This window comes from Sphingomonas sp. SL1004 (assembly GCF_057815015.1).
In genome coordinates this window covers 3,639,568-3,655,428 of record NZ_JBYMUX010000001.1, presented here as the reverse complement: position 1 = coordinate 3,655,428, position 15,861 = coordinate 3,639,568, and the positions used below count along the sequence as shown (strand labels likewise).

15 protein-coding genes are annotated in these 15,861 nt (G+C 64.1%); 10 read left to right on the top strand and 5 right to left on the bottom strand.

Features of this window, described 5'->3' with window-relative positions:
* The first annotated feature begins 8 nt into the window (after positions 1-8).
* The 5 genes from AC3D24_RS16770 to AC3D24_RS16750 all read left to right on the top strand — a co-directional run bounded on the left by AC3D24_RS16770 (position 9) and on the right by AC3D24_RS16750 (position 9,410).
* Positions 9-476 carry a group I truncated hemoglobin gene (locus tag AC3D24_RS16770; protein WP_489032276.1) on the top strand — a complete coding sequence of 156 codons (468 nt, stop codon included), beginning with the start codon at positions 9-11 and terminating at the stop codon, positions 474-476.
* Between the two features lie 75 nt (positions 477-551).
* A complete protein-coding gene (locus tag AC3D24_RS16765; RefSeq protein ID WP_489032275.1) occupies positions 552-3,194 on the top strand; it encodes an EAL domain-containing protein in 2,643 nt (880 codons plus the stop codon).
* Positions 3,195-3,859: 665 nt separating this feature from the next.
* Positions 3,860-4,582 carry a haloacid dehalogenase type II gene (locus AC3D24_RS16760; RefSeq protein WP_489032274.1) on the top strand — a complete coding sequence of 241 codons (723 nt, stop codon included), beginning with the start codon at positions 3,860-3,862 and terminating at the stop codon, positions 4,580-4,582.
* Between the two features lie 81 nt (positions 4,583-4,663).
* Positions 4,664-6,772, top strand: a complete 2,109-nt coding sequence (locus tag AC3D24_RS16755; protein WP_489032273.1) for a hybrid sensor histidine kinase/response regulator — start codon at positions 4,664-4,666, stop codon at positions 6,770-6,772.
* Positions 6,773-7,523: 751 nt separating this feature from the next.
* On the top strand, positions 7,524-9,410 hold the full coding sequence (locus AC3D24_RS16750; protein WP_489032272.1) for a ribonucleoside-diphosphate reductase subunit alpha: 1,887 nt from the start codon (positions 7,524-7,526) through the stop codon (positions 9,408-9,410).
* A 139-nt stretch (positions 9,411-9,549) separates the two neighbouring features.
* Here AC3D24_RS16750 and AC3D24_RS16745 read toward each other — a convergent pair whose 3' ends face one another.
* Positions 9,550-9,810, bottom strand: coding sequence for a DUF2171 domain-containing protein (locus AC3D24_RS16745; protein WP_380782046.1), 261 nt, complete (start codon positions 9,808-9,810; stop codon positions 9,550-9,552).
* 56 nt (positions 9,811-9,866) lie between these two features.
* On the opposite strand from AC3D24_RS16745, the gene AC3D24_RS16740 reads away from it, so the two are divergent.
* The 4 genes from AC3D24_RS16740 (at position 9,867) to AC3D24_RS16725 (ending at position 12,529) form a co-directional block, all read left to right on the top strand.
* Positions 9,867-10,070, top strand: a complete 204-nt coding sequence (locus AC3D24_RS16740) for a hypothetical protein (protein ID WP_489032271.1) — start codon at positions 9,867-9,869, stop codon at positions 10,068-10,070.
* Between the two features lie 61 nt (positions 10,071-10,131).
* Complete coding sequence (locus tag AC3D24_RS16735; protein WP_187502158.1) at positions 10,132-11,184, top strand: ribonucleotide-diphosphate reductase subunit beta; 1,053 nt, start codon at positions 10,132-10,134, stop codon at positions 11,182-11,184.
* A gap of 170 nt (positions 11,185-11,354) precedes the next feature.
* Positions 11,355-11,876 (top strand): DarT ssDNA thymidine ADP-ribosyltransferase family protein, encoded by a 522-nt coding sequence (locus AC3D24_RS16730; protein ID WP_489032270.1) that lies wholly within the window; start codon positions 11,355-11,357, stop codon positions 11,874-11,876.
* A 2-nt stretch (positions 11,877-11,878) separates the two neighbouring features.
* Positions 11,879-12,529 (top strand): DarT1-associated NADAR antitoxin family protein, encoded by a 651-nt coding sequence (locus AC3D24_RS16725; RefSeq protein ID WP_489032269.1) that lies wholly within the window; start codon positions 11,879-11,881, stop codon positions 12,527-12,529.
* A gap of 180 nt (positions 12,530-12,709) precedes the next feature.
* Here the strand turns inward: AC3D24_RS16725 and AC3D24_RS16720 are convergent, their stop codons facing one another.
* The 3 genes from AC3D24_RS16720 to AC3D24_RS16710 form a co-directional block, all read right to left on the bottom strand.
* Positions 12,710-12,883: a hypothetical protein gene (locus AC3D24_RS16720; RefSeq protein WP_489032268.1), complete on the bottom strand. Its 174-nt coding sequence runs from the start codon at positions 12,881-12,883 to the stop codon at positions 12,710-12,712.
* A 36-nt stretch (positions 12,884-12,919) separates the two neighbouring features.
* Positions 12,920-13,723, bottom strand: a complete 804-nt coding sequence (locus tag AC3D24_RS16715; protein ID WP_489032267.1) for a thermonuclease family protein — start codon at positions 13,721-13,723, stop codon at positions 12,920-12,922.
* Between the two features lie 535 nt (positions 13,724-14,258).
* Entirely contained in the window at positions 14,259-14,924 is a 666-nt protein-coding gene (locus AC3D24_RS16710) for an outer membrane protein (RefSeq protein WP_480954847.1), read from the bottom strand.
* A 293-nt stretch (positions 14,925-15,217) separates the two neighbouring features.
* Between AC3D24_RS16710 and AC3D24_RS16705 the strand changes: the two genes are divergently transcribed.
* Complete coding sequence (locus AC3D24_RS16705) at positions 15,218-15,424, top strand: hypothetical protein (RefSeq protein WP_489032266.1); 207 nt, start codon at positions 15,218-15,220, stop codon at positions 15,422-15,424.
* 36 nt (positions 15,425-15,460) lie between these two features.
* Here the strand turns inward: AC3D24_RS16705 and AC3D24_RS16700 are convergent, their stop codons facing one another.
* Positions 15,461-15,805, bottom strand: a complete 345-nt coding sequence (locus AC3D24_RS16700) for a DNA primase (protein ID WP_489032265.1) — start codon at positions 15,803-15,805, stop codon at positions 15,461-15,463.
* Between the last annotated feature and the right edge of the window lie 56 nt (positions 15,806-15,861).

Genomic DNA, 15,861 nt, shown 5'->3' with positions numbered 1-15,861 from the left:
ACATGACGATGCTCCCGCTCCTGCTGGTTCTCCTGCAAACCGCCCCTGCGATGCCCGGCGAAGACCCGGTCGCGCCCTATGCGATGACCGACGCCAACGCCGGCGCGCGTCCCGCCCAAGGGACCAATCTGCTCGACGCGTTTCACGGCCGCGCGGGGATCGACCGGATCGTCGACGATCTCGTCGCGACCAACCAGGCGGACCCGCGGATCGGCGACATCTTCAAGGGCCAGGACATGGTCCGCCTCCGCCGCACGCTGAAGGAGCAGTTCTGCTACCTCCTGGCGGGTGGCTGCGGCTATTCCGGTCGCGACATGACGACCGCGCACAAGGATCTCGGCATCCAGGCCAAGGACATGAACGCGCTGGTCGAGAATCTCCAGGCGGCGATGTCCCGCGAGCATGTCGCGTTCCATGCCCAGAACGCGCTGCTCGCCAAGCTCGCGCCGATGAAGCGCGCCATCGTTACCCGCTGACCGCCGTCACGTGCCCCGCGGTTAACCACGCCCACCGTGCAGTTTGGCAAGGCTTGAGCCTTTAGGATGTCCCCGATGTACGCCCCGCTTCCCACCGCCGATCGCCGTGCCTGCAACCGACCGGCCGTCCGCGGGCTGTTCGGGTTGACCGAGGACGAGCGCGACGAGGTCTCCGATCTGTTCGCGCTGAAGCTCGCGCAGGTGGCGGCGGTCTGGCCGTTCACGCTGGCTACGCAATTGCTCGCCTGCGCGCTGCTGCTCGGGATCGCGGCGGTCGGCGGGCTCGCCGCGCTGGTCCCGGTCATCGCCGTCCATGCCGGCATCTTGGCCGCTGTATCGCTGTTGGTGTTCGCGACCGTCCGCCTGCAGCCGATGACCGCGTGGCCCGCCTTTCACCGCAACCGCATCGTCGCGCTGTGTGCGGCGGCGATGTCGGCGGCCTTGTTGTCCCTGCTATGGACCACGACGCTCATGCCGAGCGGCGCCTGGCAGCTTGGCGGCTTCGTCGCGGTCGCCGCCGCGATCGGCATTACCGCGGTCAGCGTCCATGCGGTCCGCGCCGCCACGCTCGGCTTCGGCATCGGCCTCGTCCTGATGCTGGCGGTGCTGTCCGGCCTCGGCATCCCGTTCGTCGTCGCGGTCGTGTTCCTCGGGTGCCTCGCGGTCGCCACGTTCAGCCTCGCGCGGATCGATCACGCGCTCGAACTCGATCGCGCCACCGCCTCCAGCGACGGCCGGCTCGCGTCGAAGATGATCGCCGAGTTCGAGGATCACGGTACCGGCTGGTTCTGGGAGGCCGATCGCCAGGGCCGCGTCACCTATCTCTCCGCCAAGGTCGCCGGCGAACTCGTGCCGTCGGGTACCGCGGTCGGCCAGGCGCTGACCGATTTGTTCCGGATGGACAGCGACGCGCCCGGCACCGAACGCACGCTTGCCTTCCACATCTCGTCGCGCACCTCGTTCTCCGACTATTCGGTCTGCGCCGCCGCCACGCCCGCTTGCGAACGCTGGTGGTCGATCTCGGGCCGCCCGGTGGTCGACGATCTCGGCCGGTTCCAGGGCTTTATCGGCTCGGGCAGCGACCTGACCGAAAAGCGCAAGTCGGAGGCCGAGATCACCCGCCTCGCACTGTTCGACGCGCTGACCGGGCTCGCCAATCGCCAGCGGATGCGGCTGTCGCTCGACAAGACGCTCGCGCAGAACGCCGGGCCCTACCGCGCGACTTCGCTGTTCCTGATGGATCTCGATCGGTTCAAGGCGGTCAACGACACGCTCGGCCATCAGGCCGGCGACGCGCTCCTGAAACAGGTCGCCCAGCGCCTCCAGCGCGGGGTCGGCGACGCCGGGCTGGTCGGACGACTGGGCGGCGACGAGTTCAAGGTCGTCCTTCCCGGCATCGACAGCCGCGACACGCTGTCCGCGCTCGCCCGCGAGCTGATCGCCTCGCTGTCGCAACCCTATTTCATCAGCGGCACCGCAGTCACGATCGGCTGCTCGATCGGCGTCGCGATCGCGCCCGAGGACGGCGAGACTTCGGAGACGCTGGTCCGCAACGCCGATCTCGCGCTCTACGCCGCCAAGGCCGATGGCCGCGGCGTGCATCGCTTCTATTCGGACGACATGCTGACCGGCGCCCGCACGCGCAAACTGCTCGAAGACGATCTGCGCACCGCCGTGTCGGAGGGCGCGTTCCACCTCTGCTACCAGCCCGTCGTCAGCACCAGGACGACCCGAATCGTCGGCTACGAGGCGCTGATCCGTTGGGAACACCCAACGCGTGGGCTCGTCTCGCCGGCCGATTTCATTCCGGTGGCGGAGGAATGCGGGCTGATCGAGGCGATCGGCGAATGGGTGTTGCGGACCGCCTGTATCGAGGCTGCACGCTGGCCCGACAGCATCCGCGTCGCCGTCAACGTGTCGCCGATCCAGTTCGCCAACCCGGTCCTGCCCGCGCTCGTCACCAACGCGCTCGCGCAGTCGGGGATCGCGCCCGGCCGGCTCGAACTCGAGATCACGGAGGGCGTGTTCCTCGACGAGACGCGCTCGTCCGAACAGATGTTCAAGGCGCTCAAAGGCGTCGGCGTGCGGCTTGCGCTCGACGATTTCGGCACCGGCTATTCGTCGCTCGGCTATCTGCGCAACGCCCCGTTCGACAAGATCAAGATCGACCAGTCGTTCGTGAAGGGCGCCGCCGAACCGGGCAACCGCAACGCCGCGATCATCAAGGCGATCGTCACGCTCGCCGACACGCTCGGGATGGAGACCACCGCCGAAGGTGTCGAGATCCAGGACGAGATCGACCTCGTCCGCGATCTCGGGTGCAGCCATATCCAGGGCTATGTCTACGGCCGCCCGGTCCGCGCCGACGAAGCGCTGCGCCAGTTGGGCGTCGAGAACGGCACCGCCACCGCCAGCGGTTTCAAGGTCAGCCGCGCGCCGCGCACCAAGATGCTCCGCTCCGCCCGGATCATGATCGACGGCGTCCGCGGCGACGTCAGGATCCGTGACATCTCGACGACCGGCGCGATGCTCGACGGCCTGAAAATCGACGGCAACCCCGACGGCATGGAAATGCAGATCGAACTGCTCGAAGACCAGATGATCGCGGCGCGCATTCGCTGGGCGCGCGGCGGCAAGGCGGGGATCGAATTCCACGAAGCCTTCAACCTCGATCGCCTGAACCAAACCCAAACCTACCGCGCCCGCCGCGCTGGCTGAGCGGGGGGCAATGCGCTCCGACTTGTGGCGGGGTCCCGGACGCCAGCAGCGCCATCGCTCGCAGCTCCTGAACGCCCCGCCCCGCGGCAGAACGGACATGAAGCGGGCCTCGCCTCATCCCCACCGCCACGCCCTCCCGTCACCCCTCCCCGCTCTCGTCACCGCAATGTCACCCCCACCCCGTCTCCCCACCCGTCACCCCCACCCCGTCACCCCAGCGAAAGCTGGGGTCTCGCGCGGCAAGAACGCGCTCCCTTACCCAGATACCCGAGCGTCCGCTGGGGTGACGGCGGTGAGAGGCTATGGCGATTTGGGCGGTAACGGCGATTTGCGGAAGAACGGCGATTTAGGGAAGGACAGCGTTTGAGAGGACGGCTGCGGGTCAGGCCACGGTCCGCGTCGAACCCATCCCGTTGCTCGCCAGCTAAACCCTGGAAGCCTCCACCCCGGCGAAGACCGGGGCCCAATCGGAAAGGTCGCGAAAACGAAAGATGACCTTCCGCCAACCTACCTCTCCCAATTGGGCCACGGCCCCCGCCGGGGTGGCAGGGTGGCAACGTTGCAGCGCGGCGCGGCGCGGCGACCAAAACCAGGCGAAACGTCAACGACGACAAACCCCAACCCCGCCCCCGGGAACCAACCGCCCCCACCACCGTCTTTCCTCCATGCCTCACCCCCCGATCAAAGCCCTCGCCTTCGACGTGTTCGGCACCGTGGTCGACTGGCGCTCGGGCATCGCCCGCGACGCAGCGCCCGTGCTCGCGCGGCTCGGCCGCACCGACATCGACCCGCATCGGTTCGCGGACGGCTGGCGCAAGCGTTATCAGCCCGCGCTGGAGGAGGTCCGCAGTGGCCGGCGGCCGTTCGTGATCCTCGACACGCTGCACCGCGAGGCCCTCGAAGATCTGCTCCGCCATCACGCCATCGATCCCGCCACGCTGGGCGAAGCGACACTCGCCGACCTGACACGCGCTTGGCACCGGCTCGATCCGTGGCCCGACTCCGTCGAAGGCCTTACCCGTCTCAAGGCGTGCTTCCCGATCGTCACGCTCAGCAACGGCAACATCGCGCTGATGCTGGAGATGGCCCGCCGTGCGCGGCTCCCCTGGGATGCGATCCTCGGCGCCGAAGTCAGCCGGGTCTACAAGCCACTTCCCGAATCCTATCTCGCCACAGCCCGGTTCCTGAGCATCGACCCTGCCGAACTCTGCCTGGTCGCCGCGCACCATAGCGACCTCGCCGCCGCGCGGGCCGCCGGGCTGCAGACCGCCTATGTCGACCGCCCGCAGGAATATGGCGGCCGTCCCGCGCCCGATGCCGATTCCGCACAGGATTGGGACCACGGCGTCACCAGCCTTGCGGGTCTCGCCGACATACTGTGCGGATGAGCGCAAATATGTGCATCTCGCCGATGGATCACGCTGCCATGAGTAGCTATCCGGTCGCCGACACACGCCCAAGGACCTGAGATGACACCAGAGAGCGCGGCGAACGCCGATTTTCTGACCGGCGGCGGTGAAATGGCCGCGATGATCCGAACCCACGACTGGTCGCACTCGCCGCTTGGTCCGATCGAGAGCTGGCCGCCGTCGCTGCGCTCGATCGTTTCGCTGATGCTCGCATCTGAATTCGCGATGTGCGTCGCATGGGGGCCGGAACTCGGCTTCCTCTACAATGATCATTATGCGCGGATCTTGTATGACAAGCATCCGGCCGCGCTCGGCGGGCGGCTCGATGTCATATGGTCGGAACTCTGGTCCGATATCGGCCCGCTGGCCGATCGCGCACTCGCCGGCAAGGCGTCGTTCTTCGAAAACCTGCCGTTGCTCACGAACCGGAAGGGCTATGACGAGCAGACCTGGTTCACCTTCTCCTACTCGCCGGTGCGCGACGAGAGCGGTGCCGTCGCCGGCATGTTCTGCTCGACCTACGAAAGTACCGAGCGAGTCCTCATCGAACGCGCACTCCGCGACGAACGCGAGCGGATGGGCCAGATGTTCGCACAGGCGCCGACCTTCATGGCGATGCTGCGCGGCTCCGACCACCGCTTCGAGTTGAGCAACCCCGGCTATGGCAAGCTGGTGGGCCACCGCCCCGTGCTGGGCCGCACCGTTGCCGAGGCGCTACCCGACGCGGTCGAACAGGGTTTTCTCGACTTGCTCGACCACGTCTATGCGACGGGCGAACCGTTTACCGCGTCCGGTATGCTCTACGCGGTCCAGGCGCAGCCCGGCGGCCCGGTCAACGATCGCTATGTCGACTTCGTCTACCAGCCGATCCGCGACGCGACCGGCGCGGTCGTCGGGATCTTCGTCGAGGGTGCCGACGTCACCGATCGCAAGCGGCTCGAACGCGATCTGCAGGCGCTCAACGCGGACCTCGAACAGCGCGTCCGCGATCGCACCGAGGAGCTCGTCGAGGCGCAGGAAGCGCTGCGCCAGGCGCAGAAGATGGAGGCGGTCGGCCAGCTGACCGGCGGGATCGCGCACGATTTCAACAATCTGCTGCAAGGCATCACCGGCAGCCTGGAGATCGTCCAGCGCCGTGTCGCGCAGGGCCGCGTCGGTGAACTCGATCGCTTCATCTCGGGCGCGACGACCGCCGCCAACCGGGCCGCCGCCTTGACGCACCGCCTGCTCGCCTTCTCGCGCCGCCAGCCGCTCGATCCGCGTCCTGTGAAGGTCAACCCGCTGGTCGCCTCGCTCGAGGATCTACTCCGTCGCACCACTGGCGAGCAGATCGATTTCGAGATGGTGCTCGCGGCCGGTCTCTGGACCACGCTCTGCGATCCCAACCAGCTCGAGAATTCGCTGCTCAACCTTGTCATCAACGCGCGCGACGCGATGCCGGATGGCGGCAAACTGACGATCGAGACCTGCAACGCGCATTTGGACGACCATTATGCTGCCAGCCAGCGCGACGTGCGGCCCGGCCATTATGTCTGCATCTGCGTGACCGACACCGGCACCGGCATGTCCGCCGATACCATCGCCAAGGCGTTCGAGCCGTTCTTCACCACCAAGCCGCTCGGACAGGGCACCGGGCTCGGCCTGTCGATGATCTACGGCTTCGCGCGCCAGTCGGAAGGATATGCGAAGATCTACAGCGAGGTCGGCCTGGGCACGACGATCAAGCTCTATCTCCCCCGCCATTACGGCGAAGCGGAGATCGACGAGGCGCTCCCCGGCCTGACGCAGGATCACGCCACCGACGCGGGCGAGATCGTACTGGTGGTCGAGGACGATTCGGTCGTCCGCGCGCTGATCGTCGAGGTGCTCGGCGAGTTGGGGTATCAGGCAGTCGAGGCGCATGACGGTCCGACCGGTCTCGAACGGTTGCGAACGATGGACCGGATCGACCTGCTCGTCACCGACATTGGCCTGCCGGGGTTGAACGGTCGCCAGGTCGCCGATGCCGGCCGGGCAATGCGCCCGGGGCTGCGCGTGCTGTTCATGACGGGGTATGCGGAAAACGCTGCGCTCGCATCGGGCTTCCTGCAACCGGGGATGTCGATGATCACCAAGCCCTTCGCGATGGAAGCGCTGGCGACGCAGATCCGGACGATCATCGAGGGCTGAGGTAGGAGACCCTCCCCTTCCACCCCGGCGAAGGCCGGGGCCCAAATGGAAAGGTCGCAGTAACGACGCGCCGCGCTCAGTTGGCGACGTCCCCCAATTGGGCTCCGGCCTCCGCCGGGGTGGTGCCGTCGGACGAGGCATCGATGAATCGCCAACCATACTTCGATCCTCCCCCGCCAGGGGGAGGTGGCGCCAAAGGCGACGGAGGGGGAGGACGCGGAACAAAGGTTACCCTTTCCTCCCCCTCCGTCTGGCAAGTGCCAGCCACCTCCCCCTGGCGGGGGAGGATCGTTAGGGACACACCCCATATGTCGCCCCACGCCCTCCCCTAAACCAAAGCAACATTTGCCACTTCGACCTCCGAAATAATTTTTCGTTCCCGCCCCGTTCCCTTGCACATCGCGAACCCCGCAGAACTCCACGCGTCGCGAATCCCCCGCTCGCTCAACCCCGCGACGAACGCGACGAACCGAGCCCCTCGCACCCCCCGCACCCCCTTGCGTCTCATCGCGCTTTGGCACAATCTCTTGGGGTTGCGTTCGGGGGCGGACCCAATCGCTGGTAGAACAACCCTCGCATAGCCATATGCGATATGACCGTAAGCGCGCCTTCCACCGCCGCGATGGTCACTTTTTGTTCTCCCGTTTGAGCCCGTCCGATGGTAGCATGGCGACATGACGCCGATTCGAACGAATACAGAACACTAGGAGCGGTTTCGATGGATTTCAGAGACAGCAGCCGGGATAGCGACATGACCACAGACACGATCGAACAGACCACCGCCACGCCAGCCGCCGAGGCCCCCAAGGCGCCGCGCCAGGCGCAGGACAGCCATTCCGTGCGCGCGCAGATCTACCCGGTCGAGGTCGATCACAGCCGCGACGCGCTGCTGACCGAATTCGGCAAGGACACGCTCAAGGATCGCTATCTGCTGCCGGGCGAGAGCTACCAGGACCTATTCGTTCGCGTCGCGTCGGCCTATGCCGATGACGCCGGCCACGCGCAGCGCTTGTACGACGCGATCTCGAAGCTCTGGTTCATGCCCGCCACCCCTGTTCTCTCGAACGGCGGCACCGGTCGCGGCCTGCCGATCTCCTGCTATCTCAACTCGGTCCCCGACAGCCTCGGCGGCATCGTCGACACCTGGAACGAGAATGTCTGGCTCGCGTCGCGCGGCGGCGGCATCGGCACCTATTGGGGCAACGTCCGCGGCATCGGCGAGCCGGTCGGCCTCAACGGCAAGACCAGCGGCATCATCCCGTTCGTCCGCGTCATGGATTCGCTGACGCTCGCGATCAGCCAGGGTTCGCTGCGCCGCGGCTCGGCAGCCGTGTACCTCGACGTCTCGCACCCCGAGATCGAGGAATTCCTCGAAATCCGCAAACCCTCGGGCGACTTCAACCGCAAGGCGTTGAACCTCCACCACGGCGTTCTGATCACCGACGCCTTCATGGAAGCCGTCCGCAACGGTGAGGAATGGCATCTCCGCTCGCCGAAGGACCAGGCGATCCGCGCCACCGTCGACGCGCGCTCGCTGTTCCAGAAGCTCGTCGAGACCCGCCTCCAGACCGGCGAGCCGTACATCGTCTTCGCCGATCACGTGAACAAGGCGATGCCGAAGCATCACCGCGAGCTGGGCCTCAAGGTCTCGACCTCGAACCTGTGCTCCGAGATCACCTTGCCGACCGGCAAGGATCACCTCGGCAACGAGCGTACGGCCGTCTGCTGCCTGTCGTCGCTGAACCTCGAGACGTGGGATCAGTGGAAGGACGAGAAGGGCCTGATCGAGGACGTCATGCGCTTCCTCGACAACGTCCTGCAGGATTACATCGACCGCCACGAGCCCGGCATGGAACGCGCCGCCTACTCCGCCGGCCGCGAGCGCTCGGTCGGGCTCGGCGTGATGGGCTTCCACTCGTTCCTCCAGGCACGCGGCATCCCGTTCGAGGGTGCGATGGCGAAGTCGTGGAATCTGCGCATGTTCAAGCACATCAGCAGCCAGGCCAACGAAGCCTCGATGCAGCTCGCGATCGAGCGCGGCCCCTGCCCCGATGCCGCCGACGTCGGCGCGATGGAGCGGTTCAGCTGCAAGATGGCGATCGCGCCGACCGCGTCGATCTCGATCATCTGCGGCGGCACGTCGGCCTGCATCGAGCCGATCCCGGCGAACATCTACACGCACAAGACGCTGTCGGGCAGCTTCTCGATCAAGAACCCGTATCTCGAGAAGATGCTGAGCGAGAAGTCGAAGAACAGCGACGCGGTCTGGAACTCGATCCTGGAGCAGGGCGGTTCGGTCCAGCATCTCGACTTCCTCTCGGTCGAGGAAAAGGACTGCTACAAGACGTCGTTCGAGATCGACCAGCGCTGGCTGCTCGAACTGGCCGCGGATCGCACGCCCTATATCGACCAGGCGCAGTCGCTGAACCTGTTCATCCCCGCCGACGTCGAGAAGTGGGACCTCCTCATGCTCCACTTCCGCGCGTGGGAACTGGGGATCAAGTCGCTCTATTACCTGCGCTCGAAGTCGGTCCAGCGCGCGGGCTTCGCCGGCGGGGTCGAGGCCGACAACACCATCGACCTGCGCCAGATCGACGTCGAGTCGAAGGACTATGATGAGTGCCTTGCCTGCCAGTAAGGTTTCTTGGCGTTCAAGCGTGACCCCGGCCCGTGACACGCGGACCGGGGAGCGCCTGACGCGAAAAACCCCGGCCCGCGCGAAGCGGACCGGGGTTCGGGCAGGCTATGCGGCGCGTGTCGAACGCACCGCTAAGAGTTCAGGCCTCTTCTTCGAACGTCACCGCCACGTCGGCGTTGGCGGAAAGCCGGACCTTCCCGTCCTCGATATCCGCAACCAGCCCGAGCGAGATGAAGTGATGATGCCCTTCATGGCTGCCCGTGCCCTCGACGACCTGCGGACCCGAGTCCTTCTTGGTCAGCTTGATACGGTTGCCTTCGACCTTGTCGACGGTGCCGACATGGACGCCGTCCGCGCCGATGACTTCGGCATGTTCCTGGATCTGGGTTGCATCGACCATGGTCGTTCTCCTGTGTTGAGTTCGGGTGCTGAACGCGCGCCGCGCGAGTTGGTCGCATGACGTACGGCAGCGCTATCATGTTTGCGGTCGCCGGCGTGCTCGGTCTTGTCGGAATCGCACTTCTTATGCGCCTCCGCTCGCCGGACATCACCGAACCGCAGACCTACGCGTTCCGGATGATCGGCATCATGCTCACCTCGGGCGCGATCGTCCTAGCCATGTCTGCCGCCGCGATGTGGCAATGGAGCACAGAGACATGACGCCGCCCTCCTGATCCCCCAGTTTCCCGATATAAAACCCATTCCCCGAAAGGCTTACCCCATGTCCCTCCTTCACGCCTCCAAGCAGTACAAGCCGTTCGAATACCCCTGGGCGTTCGAGTTCTGGAAGCGCCAGCAGCAGCTCCACTGGCTCCCCGAGGAAGTGCCCTTGGGCGAGGATTGCCGCGACTGGGCGCAGAAGCTCAGCGATCACGAGCGCAACCTGCTCACGCAGATCTTCCGCTTCTTCACGCAGGCCGACGTCGAGGTGCAGGACTGCTACCACGAGAAATACGGCCGCGTGTTCAAGCCGACCGAGATCAAGATGATGCTGACCTCGTTCAGCAACATGGAGACGGTCCATATCGCCGCCTACAGCCATCTGCTCGACACCATCGGCATGCCCGAGAGCGAGTATGGCGCCTTCCTCGAATATGCCGAGATGAAGGAAAAGCATGATTACATGCAGAAGTTCACCGTCGACAACGACGAGGACATCGCCCGCACGCTCGCCATGTTCGGCGGCTTCACCGAGGGCGTCCAGTTGTTCGCCTCGTTCGCGATGCTGATGAACTTCCCGCGCTTCAACAAGATGAAGGGCATGGGCCAGATCGTCACCTGGTCGATCCGCGACGAGAGCCTCCACTGCGAGGGCATCATCAAGATGTTCCACACCTTCTGTCAGGAGCGCCAGTGCCTGACCAAGGCGGTGAAGGACGACATCGCCGACGTCTGCCAGACGACGATCCGCCTCGAGGACAATTTCATCGACCTCGCCTTCGAGATGGGCCCCGTCAACGGCATGACCCCCAAGGAGATCAAGAAGTACATCCGCTTCATCGCCGACTGGCGCATGACGCAGCTCGGCCTGAAGCCGATCTACATGATCGACGAGCACCCGCTGCCCTGGCTCGCCCCGATGCTCAACGGCGTCGAGCACGCCAACTTCTTCGAACAGCGCGCAACGGAGTATTCGAAGGCCGCGACCAAGGGCCAGTGGAACGACGTCTGGGATAGCTTCGACAAGCGCCAGACCGCGAAGAAGGGGCCGGCTGCGAATGTGGACCTGAGTGAAGTTCGGGACATGTTCAGCGACTCGGTGGCGGCTGAATGAACGAGGGTGCGCGTCTAATGCCTGCGAGGCAGAGACGCGCAAACCACCCAACATTAGGTCTTTAATCGCTGAAATTCAGAATGCATTCAGATCCGACCAAATTGATCTATGATATAAAATAAATATCTAGCAGGTTTTCTTCGGGAAAATCCCGGGGGTCTGAAATTGCAATGCCAATAGAGTCATTCGTAAACCGTGTCCGCCAGGGGCCCGTATTTAGAAGCTTTTTCCATTTTACCGACGCCAAAAATATCGCGTCCATTTCCGCCAACGGCCTTTTGAGTATGTCTGAATTGCGCAAACGCGGAATTCCAGTAACTACCGGTGGCAACCAATGGAGTCTGGATGCAGATATCGGCTGTGGGATGGATGCTTATGTGCATCTCTGTTTTCGAGACAACCAACCTATGGCCTATGCCGCAACGCAAGACGGCCGCATCGAAAGTCTGAAGTGGCTGAAAATTGATCCGGCCGTTGCCTCCGAGCCCGGTGTGCTCGTATCTGACGACGTTGCAAACCAGCGCGATATCACGCCCCTTCCGATCGCACAGATGCTTGATAGTCTGGATTTAGATGTCATTTATAATAGGCACGAGTGGAAAGATCCTGCAATCCAAGCTCGTTTCAGAATCGTGGAGCGATACGAGATACTCGTTCCCATATCTATTGCTCGTGATTACATTATAGCCTGATCATGGCTCAACGTCCCGTTTTTGTTCCCGCAGAAAGCGGCGCGGCACTCGTTCATGCAGTGCCGGTCGAGTTCCGGTGGCATTCGGGAATGGCAGCGGTTCAGAAAAAACGAAACGTTGTCGAATTGCACGATAAAGCTGCTGCGCGCGGACTTTCGCCAATTCTCGAAATTTCTAGCAAATCCGAGCGGGAAGTTGGACAAAAGCTCAGCGCATTTCAGCTCAAGGTCGAAATAGATAATCAATTAACGACCCTTGAATGCGTCTTTCAGGGTAGCAAGGTTTTTGAGGGGGGGGGACCGTTCACCGACCTTTATTGGGTTACGAGTCTGGAAGCAAAACGCGATCCTCGCCTCCAAGAATCGGGTAGACTGATCGGCTTTCATTTCGAGGGGCGGGACTTTCCTCTCTCGCCACCCACCGCATTTTACGACTGGTTGTATATCAAAGCCCTGTTTCCCCATCGGGACTGGCTATTAAGGCTAAATCAATGCGCTGGGTTCACCGATATCGAATTTAATCCAGAGCGCTCGATCAACTGCCAAGCCCGCTCTTGCGCGACGTTCGTCGCATTGGAGCGGCGTGGATTGTTGGAACGGGCAACCTCGTCATTCTCAGCTTTCGTCGAAATTTTGGCGCCCGGATCAGTTTGAGGGATACATCCAAAATCTAACGTCGACGTGCACGCACCAGCAATTTTCTGAAGCGCTAAGATTGACCGCGTCGGAGGCTTTTAGCCGATGACATTCTGAATTGGTTTCGGCAAACCTGTCGTAGCTAAGTCCCACATGAAAGTAGGGCCGATAACGGTCATGTTGTGTCTATGCCTGGAGTTACCGGCTAGAGGTCAGGTCTCGTAGCACTTGTTCGACCGGGATCATCGACGACCGATCCTGTGACTGCCTCAGGCCACGCTTGATCTTAGCGCGTTTCCAGCTTTCATAGCCATGTTCGACCGTACCGTGATCGGCTTCCAGCTTTTCGAACTCATCGACGTGCGTGGCCATGGATCGATCATAACGCATTATCGGCTTTCCGGTACGCTAACCCCATCCACACCAAGGCGAACGCTTGCCGCCGCCATAGTGGCGAGCGAGTCCGTGGCGGACCAGGACCGCGCCCAGCGACTCCCCGCCCCGCTCGACGATCCGCAGCTTCCGGCCGTAGCGGTCGACGTCGCGCTTGATCGGGGTCAGCGTGAAGGGGCCGCCGTTGAGCAGCGCCTGCATCTTCAGCGTCGCCGCCTGCCCCAGCCGTGCTTCGCGGGCGCAGCGGGGCGGGTGGGTCTCTGGCGTGTCGATGTCGGCGATGCGGATTTTGGTGCCCGCCATCCAGAACGTGTCGCCGTCGACCATGCAGTCGATCCGCTTGGCGTGGCCGCAGATCGTGAAGCGCGCGGAGACCGCCTTGCCCCCCGACAGCGCGGACGCCGCCGCCGCCACTGTCGTCGCCGCACTGGCGACACCCGCCGCGGTCGCCAGCGCGCCAGTGGCGGTGGTGGCGGCACCGGCCGTGGTCGCCGCTCCGGCAGCAGCCGCGGCCGACGCCTCCGCCTTGGCCGCATCCGCCCCCCAACCCCAGCCACCCGGCACGCGCAGATGCCCGGCAGGCCAGGCGATGCCGAACCCGGTCGGCCATTCGATCTTCAATCCCGGCGGTACCAGCGCGGACCAGTCGATCTGGCGAATCACCGGCATCATCAGCCCGAGCAGCACGCCGTAGAACACCAGGCGAAACTGCAGCAGGACTCCCGGCCTGGTGCCGCGCGCCGAGCCCCCACGGCCACGCGTGGCGCCAGCGCGGTCGCCGCCGAGCAACCGCATGAAATCAAACACATACTCCATCATCGCTCGCGCCTACGCGCGCGCGCGCGGAAGTCACCTTGGCGCGCCCCGGTCTTGCGGCGAGCGGAGTCGGAAACGAGGCGAACGCATCGTGAACATTGCGCATGTCAGGTCACGGATGAATAGGATCGGCGGTACCCCGTCTCGCAGACGCCCGAGATTTCGCTGTCCTACACGGCGCCGACATGCCCAGTTCGACGCATGCCAGCCCTCACTCCAGTCCAGCGCAGCGTGCACGCACCCCGCGATGCGTCCAGCATGCGCCCTCCCGCGACGATCGTGCGAGCGTCTACACTTCCTGTACTTCACTCGCCCGACACGCCGGAAACGCCAGACGCGCGAAGGGCGGAAAGTGCTGCCACTCCCCGCCCCCGCGCGCCCTGCGCACCCTCCCGCGATCATCGCGCGAGCGTCTGCACTTCCTATACTTCACTCGCCAACCCACTGGAAACGCCAGACACACGAAGGGCGGGAAATGGCCCTAGCCACTCCCCGCCCCCGTTACGCGTCCAGCTTGAACCTCTTGCGAGGCAAAGGCTTAGAAGTGCGTGATGATACCGAGCATCGGACGGAAGCTCTGCGCGTCGCCGAAGGTGTTGACCTCGGCGCGGATGCGGAAGCCTGCGTTGCCGGTGATGCCCTTCAGGCCAATGCTCTGCGGACCGACTTCTGCGCCGATGCCGTAGGTGATCGCGCTGTAGTCACGACCGGTGTCGCCACCGTTGGTCGAACGTGCCGAGAAATGGTCGAAGTTGACCCACTGGTAGCCGACCTTGCCGTAGATCAGGCCGCTGTCGCCAGCGCGGAAACCGAAGCGGCCTGCTGCGCCATATTCCCAATCGATGTTGCCATCGATGCCCTTGATCACGTTGCCTTCTGCGCCGACGAAGACCGGGCCGAGCGGCACGTTCACGCCGAGCACGCCCTGGACCAGCGAGCCCGATGGCTTGTAGCCGCGGCGGAGCGAGTTGTCGGCGTTCAGCGCCTGCGGGATGCCGTGGCCGCGCTCGTTATCGAACTGCTCCCAACCGCCCATCACGCCGAAGTACGGCTCGATGCCGAATGCCTTCGAACCGTCCGGAGCGGCGGCTTCGCCGGGCTGTGCGCTGTTGTCGACGGGTGCCGGTGCCGACATGTCCTGCGCGAAGGCGGGAACTGCGACCGTTGCGGCGGCGAGGGCGATTGCCAGGGAAAGCTTACGCATGAGTTTGACCTTATACCGTTTTGCGTGGATCCCGGCTGCACGGTGCGCCGGTTGGTCCAGGCCTGTCGAAACAGGTCGGCAGGCACATGGTTGCACAAAAAACGTCACATTCCGGGAACTCTTCCGCGGTGTTGCGTTACAGCAACGGTTCCTGTCAGTTCGATGAACGAACCATGGCGTAAACGCCTTGGACGCAGGCAAAATACAGCGGAAAAGTGGCAAAAAACAGTCGGCGCTGCTGGTAACGCTGTCTGTTCACACACTGGTGATATGCGGTGTGCAATGCAGCATGAATGGGGTTTTCACGTCTTTTCCGCAGTCGATGGGCGGCGTTGTTCTGGTCGGCCGGCATCCTGTGGACAGCCTATGACGTTGCCAACGATGCGCCGGAACCGGCCACGAATGCGGCGTCGGGAAATGTCGATGCGCAACCGATCGATGCTACCGGTGCGGCATTCGATGCCCACGATCTCGCGGTGCTCGCCAACGCCGGCGGCTGATGGCGACGCGCCCATCGGGGGCGCGTCGCTTCTATATCAGGGCTTCAGTGCGACATCGTCGGCGTCTTTCAGGTCTTCGTCGTCGTCGATGCTGCCATCGTCGAGTTCATCCTGGACGTCGTCCTCGTCCATGTCGTCTTCGTCCATGGTGACGGAGGCGTCGCTCTCGCCGACCTCTTCCGAATCCATCGCGGTCTCGTCGATCGACTCGTCGTCCTTGTCGTCTTCGCCGAGGTCGGGATCGAGATCGGTCAGGATGACGCCATCGGTCGGCCCGTTGCGCGTCGCTTCGAGGATTTCGGCGCGCTGGCTCTCGTCATAGCCCTCTTCGTCGTACCCGTCGTCGCCCGATCCGGCACTCGGCACCTGATGTCCGCCCATCGTCACACTCCTCGTATCCAGGGTGCCCGCATGATGCAGGCCTACCGGATGCGAAC

Coding starts and splice junctions, on each gene's coding strand:
- AC3D24_RS16770 (WP_489032276.1), top strand. CDS start 9: ATGCTCCCGCTCCTGCTGGTTCTCCTGCAAACCGCCCCTGCGATGCCC.
- AC3D24_RS16765 (WP_489032275.1), top strand. CDS start 552: ATGTACGCCCCGCTTCCCACCGCCGATCGCCGTGCCTGCAACCGACCG.
- AC3D24_RS16760 (WP_489032274.1), top strand. CDS start 3,860: ATGCCTCACCCCCCGATCAAAGCCCTCGCCTTCGACGTGTTCGGCACC.
- AC3D24_RS16755 (WP_489032273.1), top strand. CDS start 4,664: ATGACACCAGAGAGCGCGGCGAACGCCGATTTTCTGACCGGCGGCGGT.
- AC3D24_RS16750 (WP_489032272.1), top strand. CDS start 7,524: ATGACCACAGACACGATCGAACAGACCACCGCCACGCCAGCCGCCGAG.
- AC3D24_RS16745 (WP_380782046.1), bottom strand. CDS start 9,810: ATGGTCGATGCAACCCAGATCCAGGAACATGCCGAAGTCATCGGCGCG.
- AC3D24_RS16740 (WP_489032271.1), top strand. CDS start 9,867: ATGACGTACGGCAGCGCTATCATGTTTGCGGTCGCCGGCGTGCTCGGT.
- AC3D24_RS16735 (WP_187502158.1), top strand. CDS start 10,132: ATGTCCCTCCTTCACGCCTCCAAGCAGTACAAGCCGTTCGAATACCCC.
- AC3D24_RS16730 (WP_489032270.1), top strand. CDS start 11,355: ATGCCAATAGAGTCATTCGTAAACCGTGTCCGCCAGGGGCCCGTATTT.
- AC3D24_RS16725 (WP_489032269.1), top strand. CDS start 11,879: ATGGCTCAACGTCCCGTTTTTGTTCCCGCAGAAAGCGGCGCGGCACTC.
- AC3D24_RS16720 (WP_489032268.1), bottom strand. CDS start 12,883: ATGGCCACGCACGTCGATGAGTTCGAAAAGCTGGAAGCCGATCACGGT.
- AC3D24_RS16715 (WP_489032267.1), bottom strand. CDS start 13,723: ATGATGGAGTATGTGTTTGATTTCATGCGGTTGCTCGGCGGCGACCGC.
- AC3D24_RS16710 (WP_480954847.1), bottom strand. CDS start 14,924: ATGCGTAAGCTTTCCCTGGCAATCGCCCTCGCCGCCGCAACGGTCGCA.
- AC3D24_RS16705 (WP_489032266.1), top strand. CDS start 15,218: ATGGGGTTTTCACGTCTTTTCCGCAGTCGATGGGCGGCGTTGTTCTGG.
- AC3D24_RS16700 (WP_489032265.1), bottom strand. CDS start 15,805: ATGGGCGGACATCAGGTGCCGAGTGCCGGATCGGGCGACGACGGGTAC.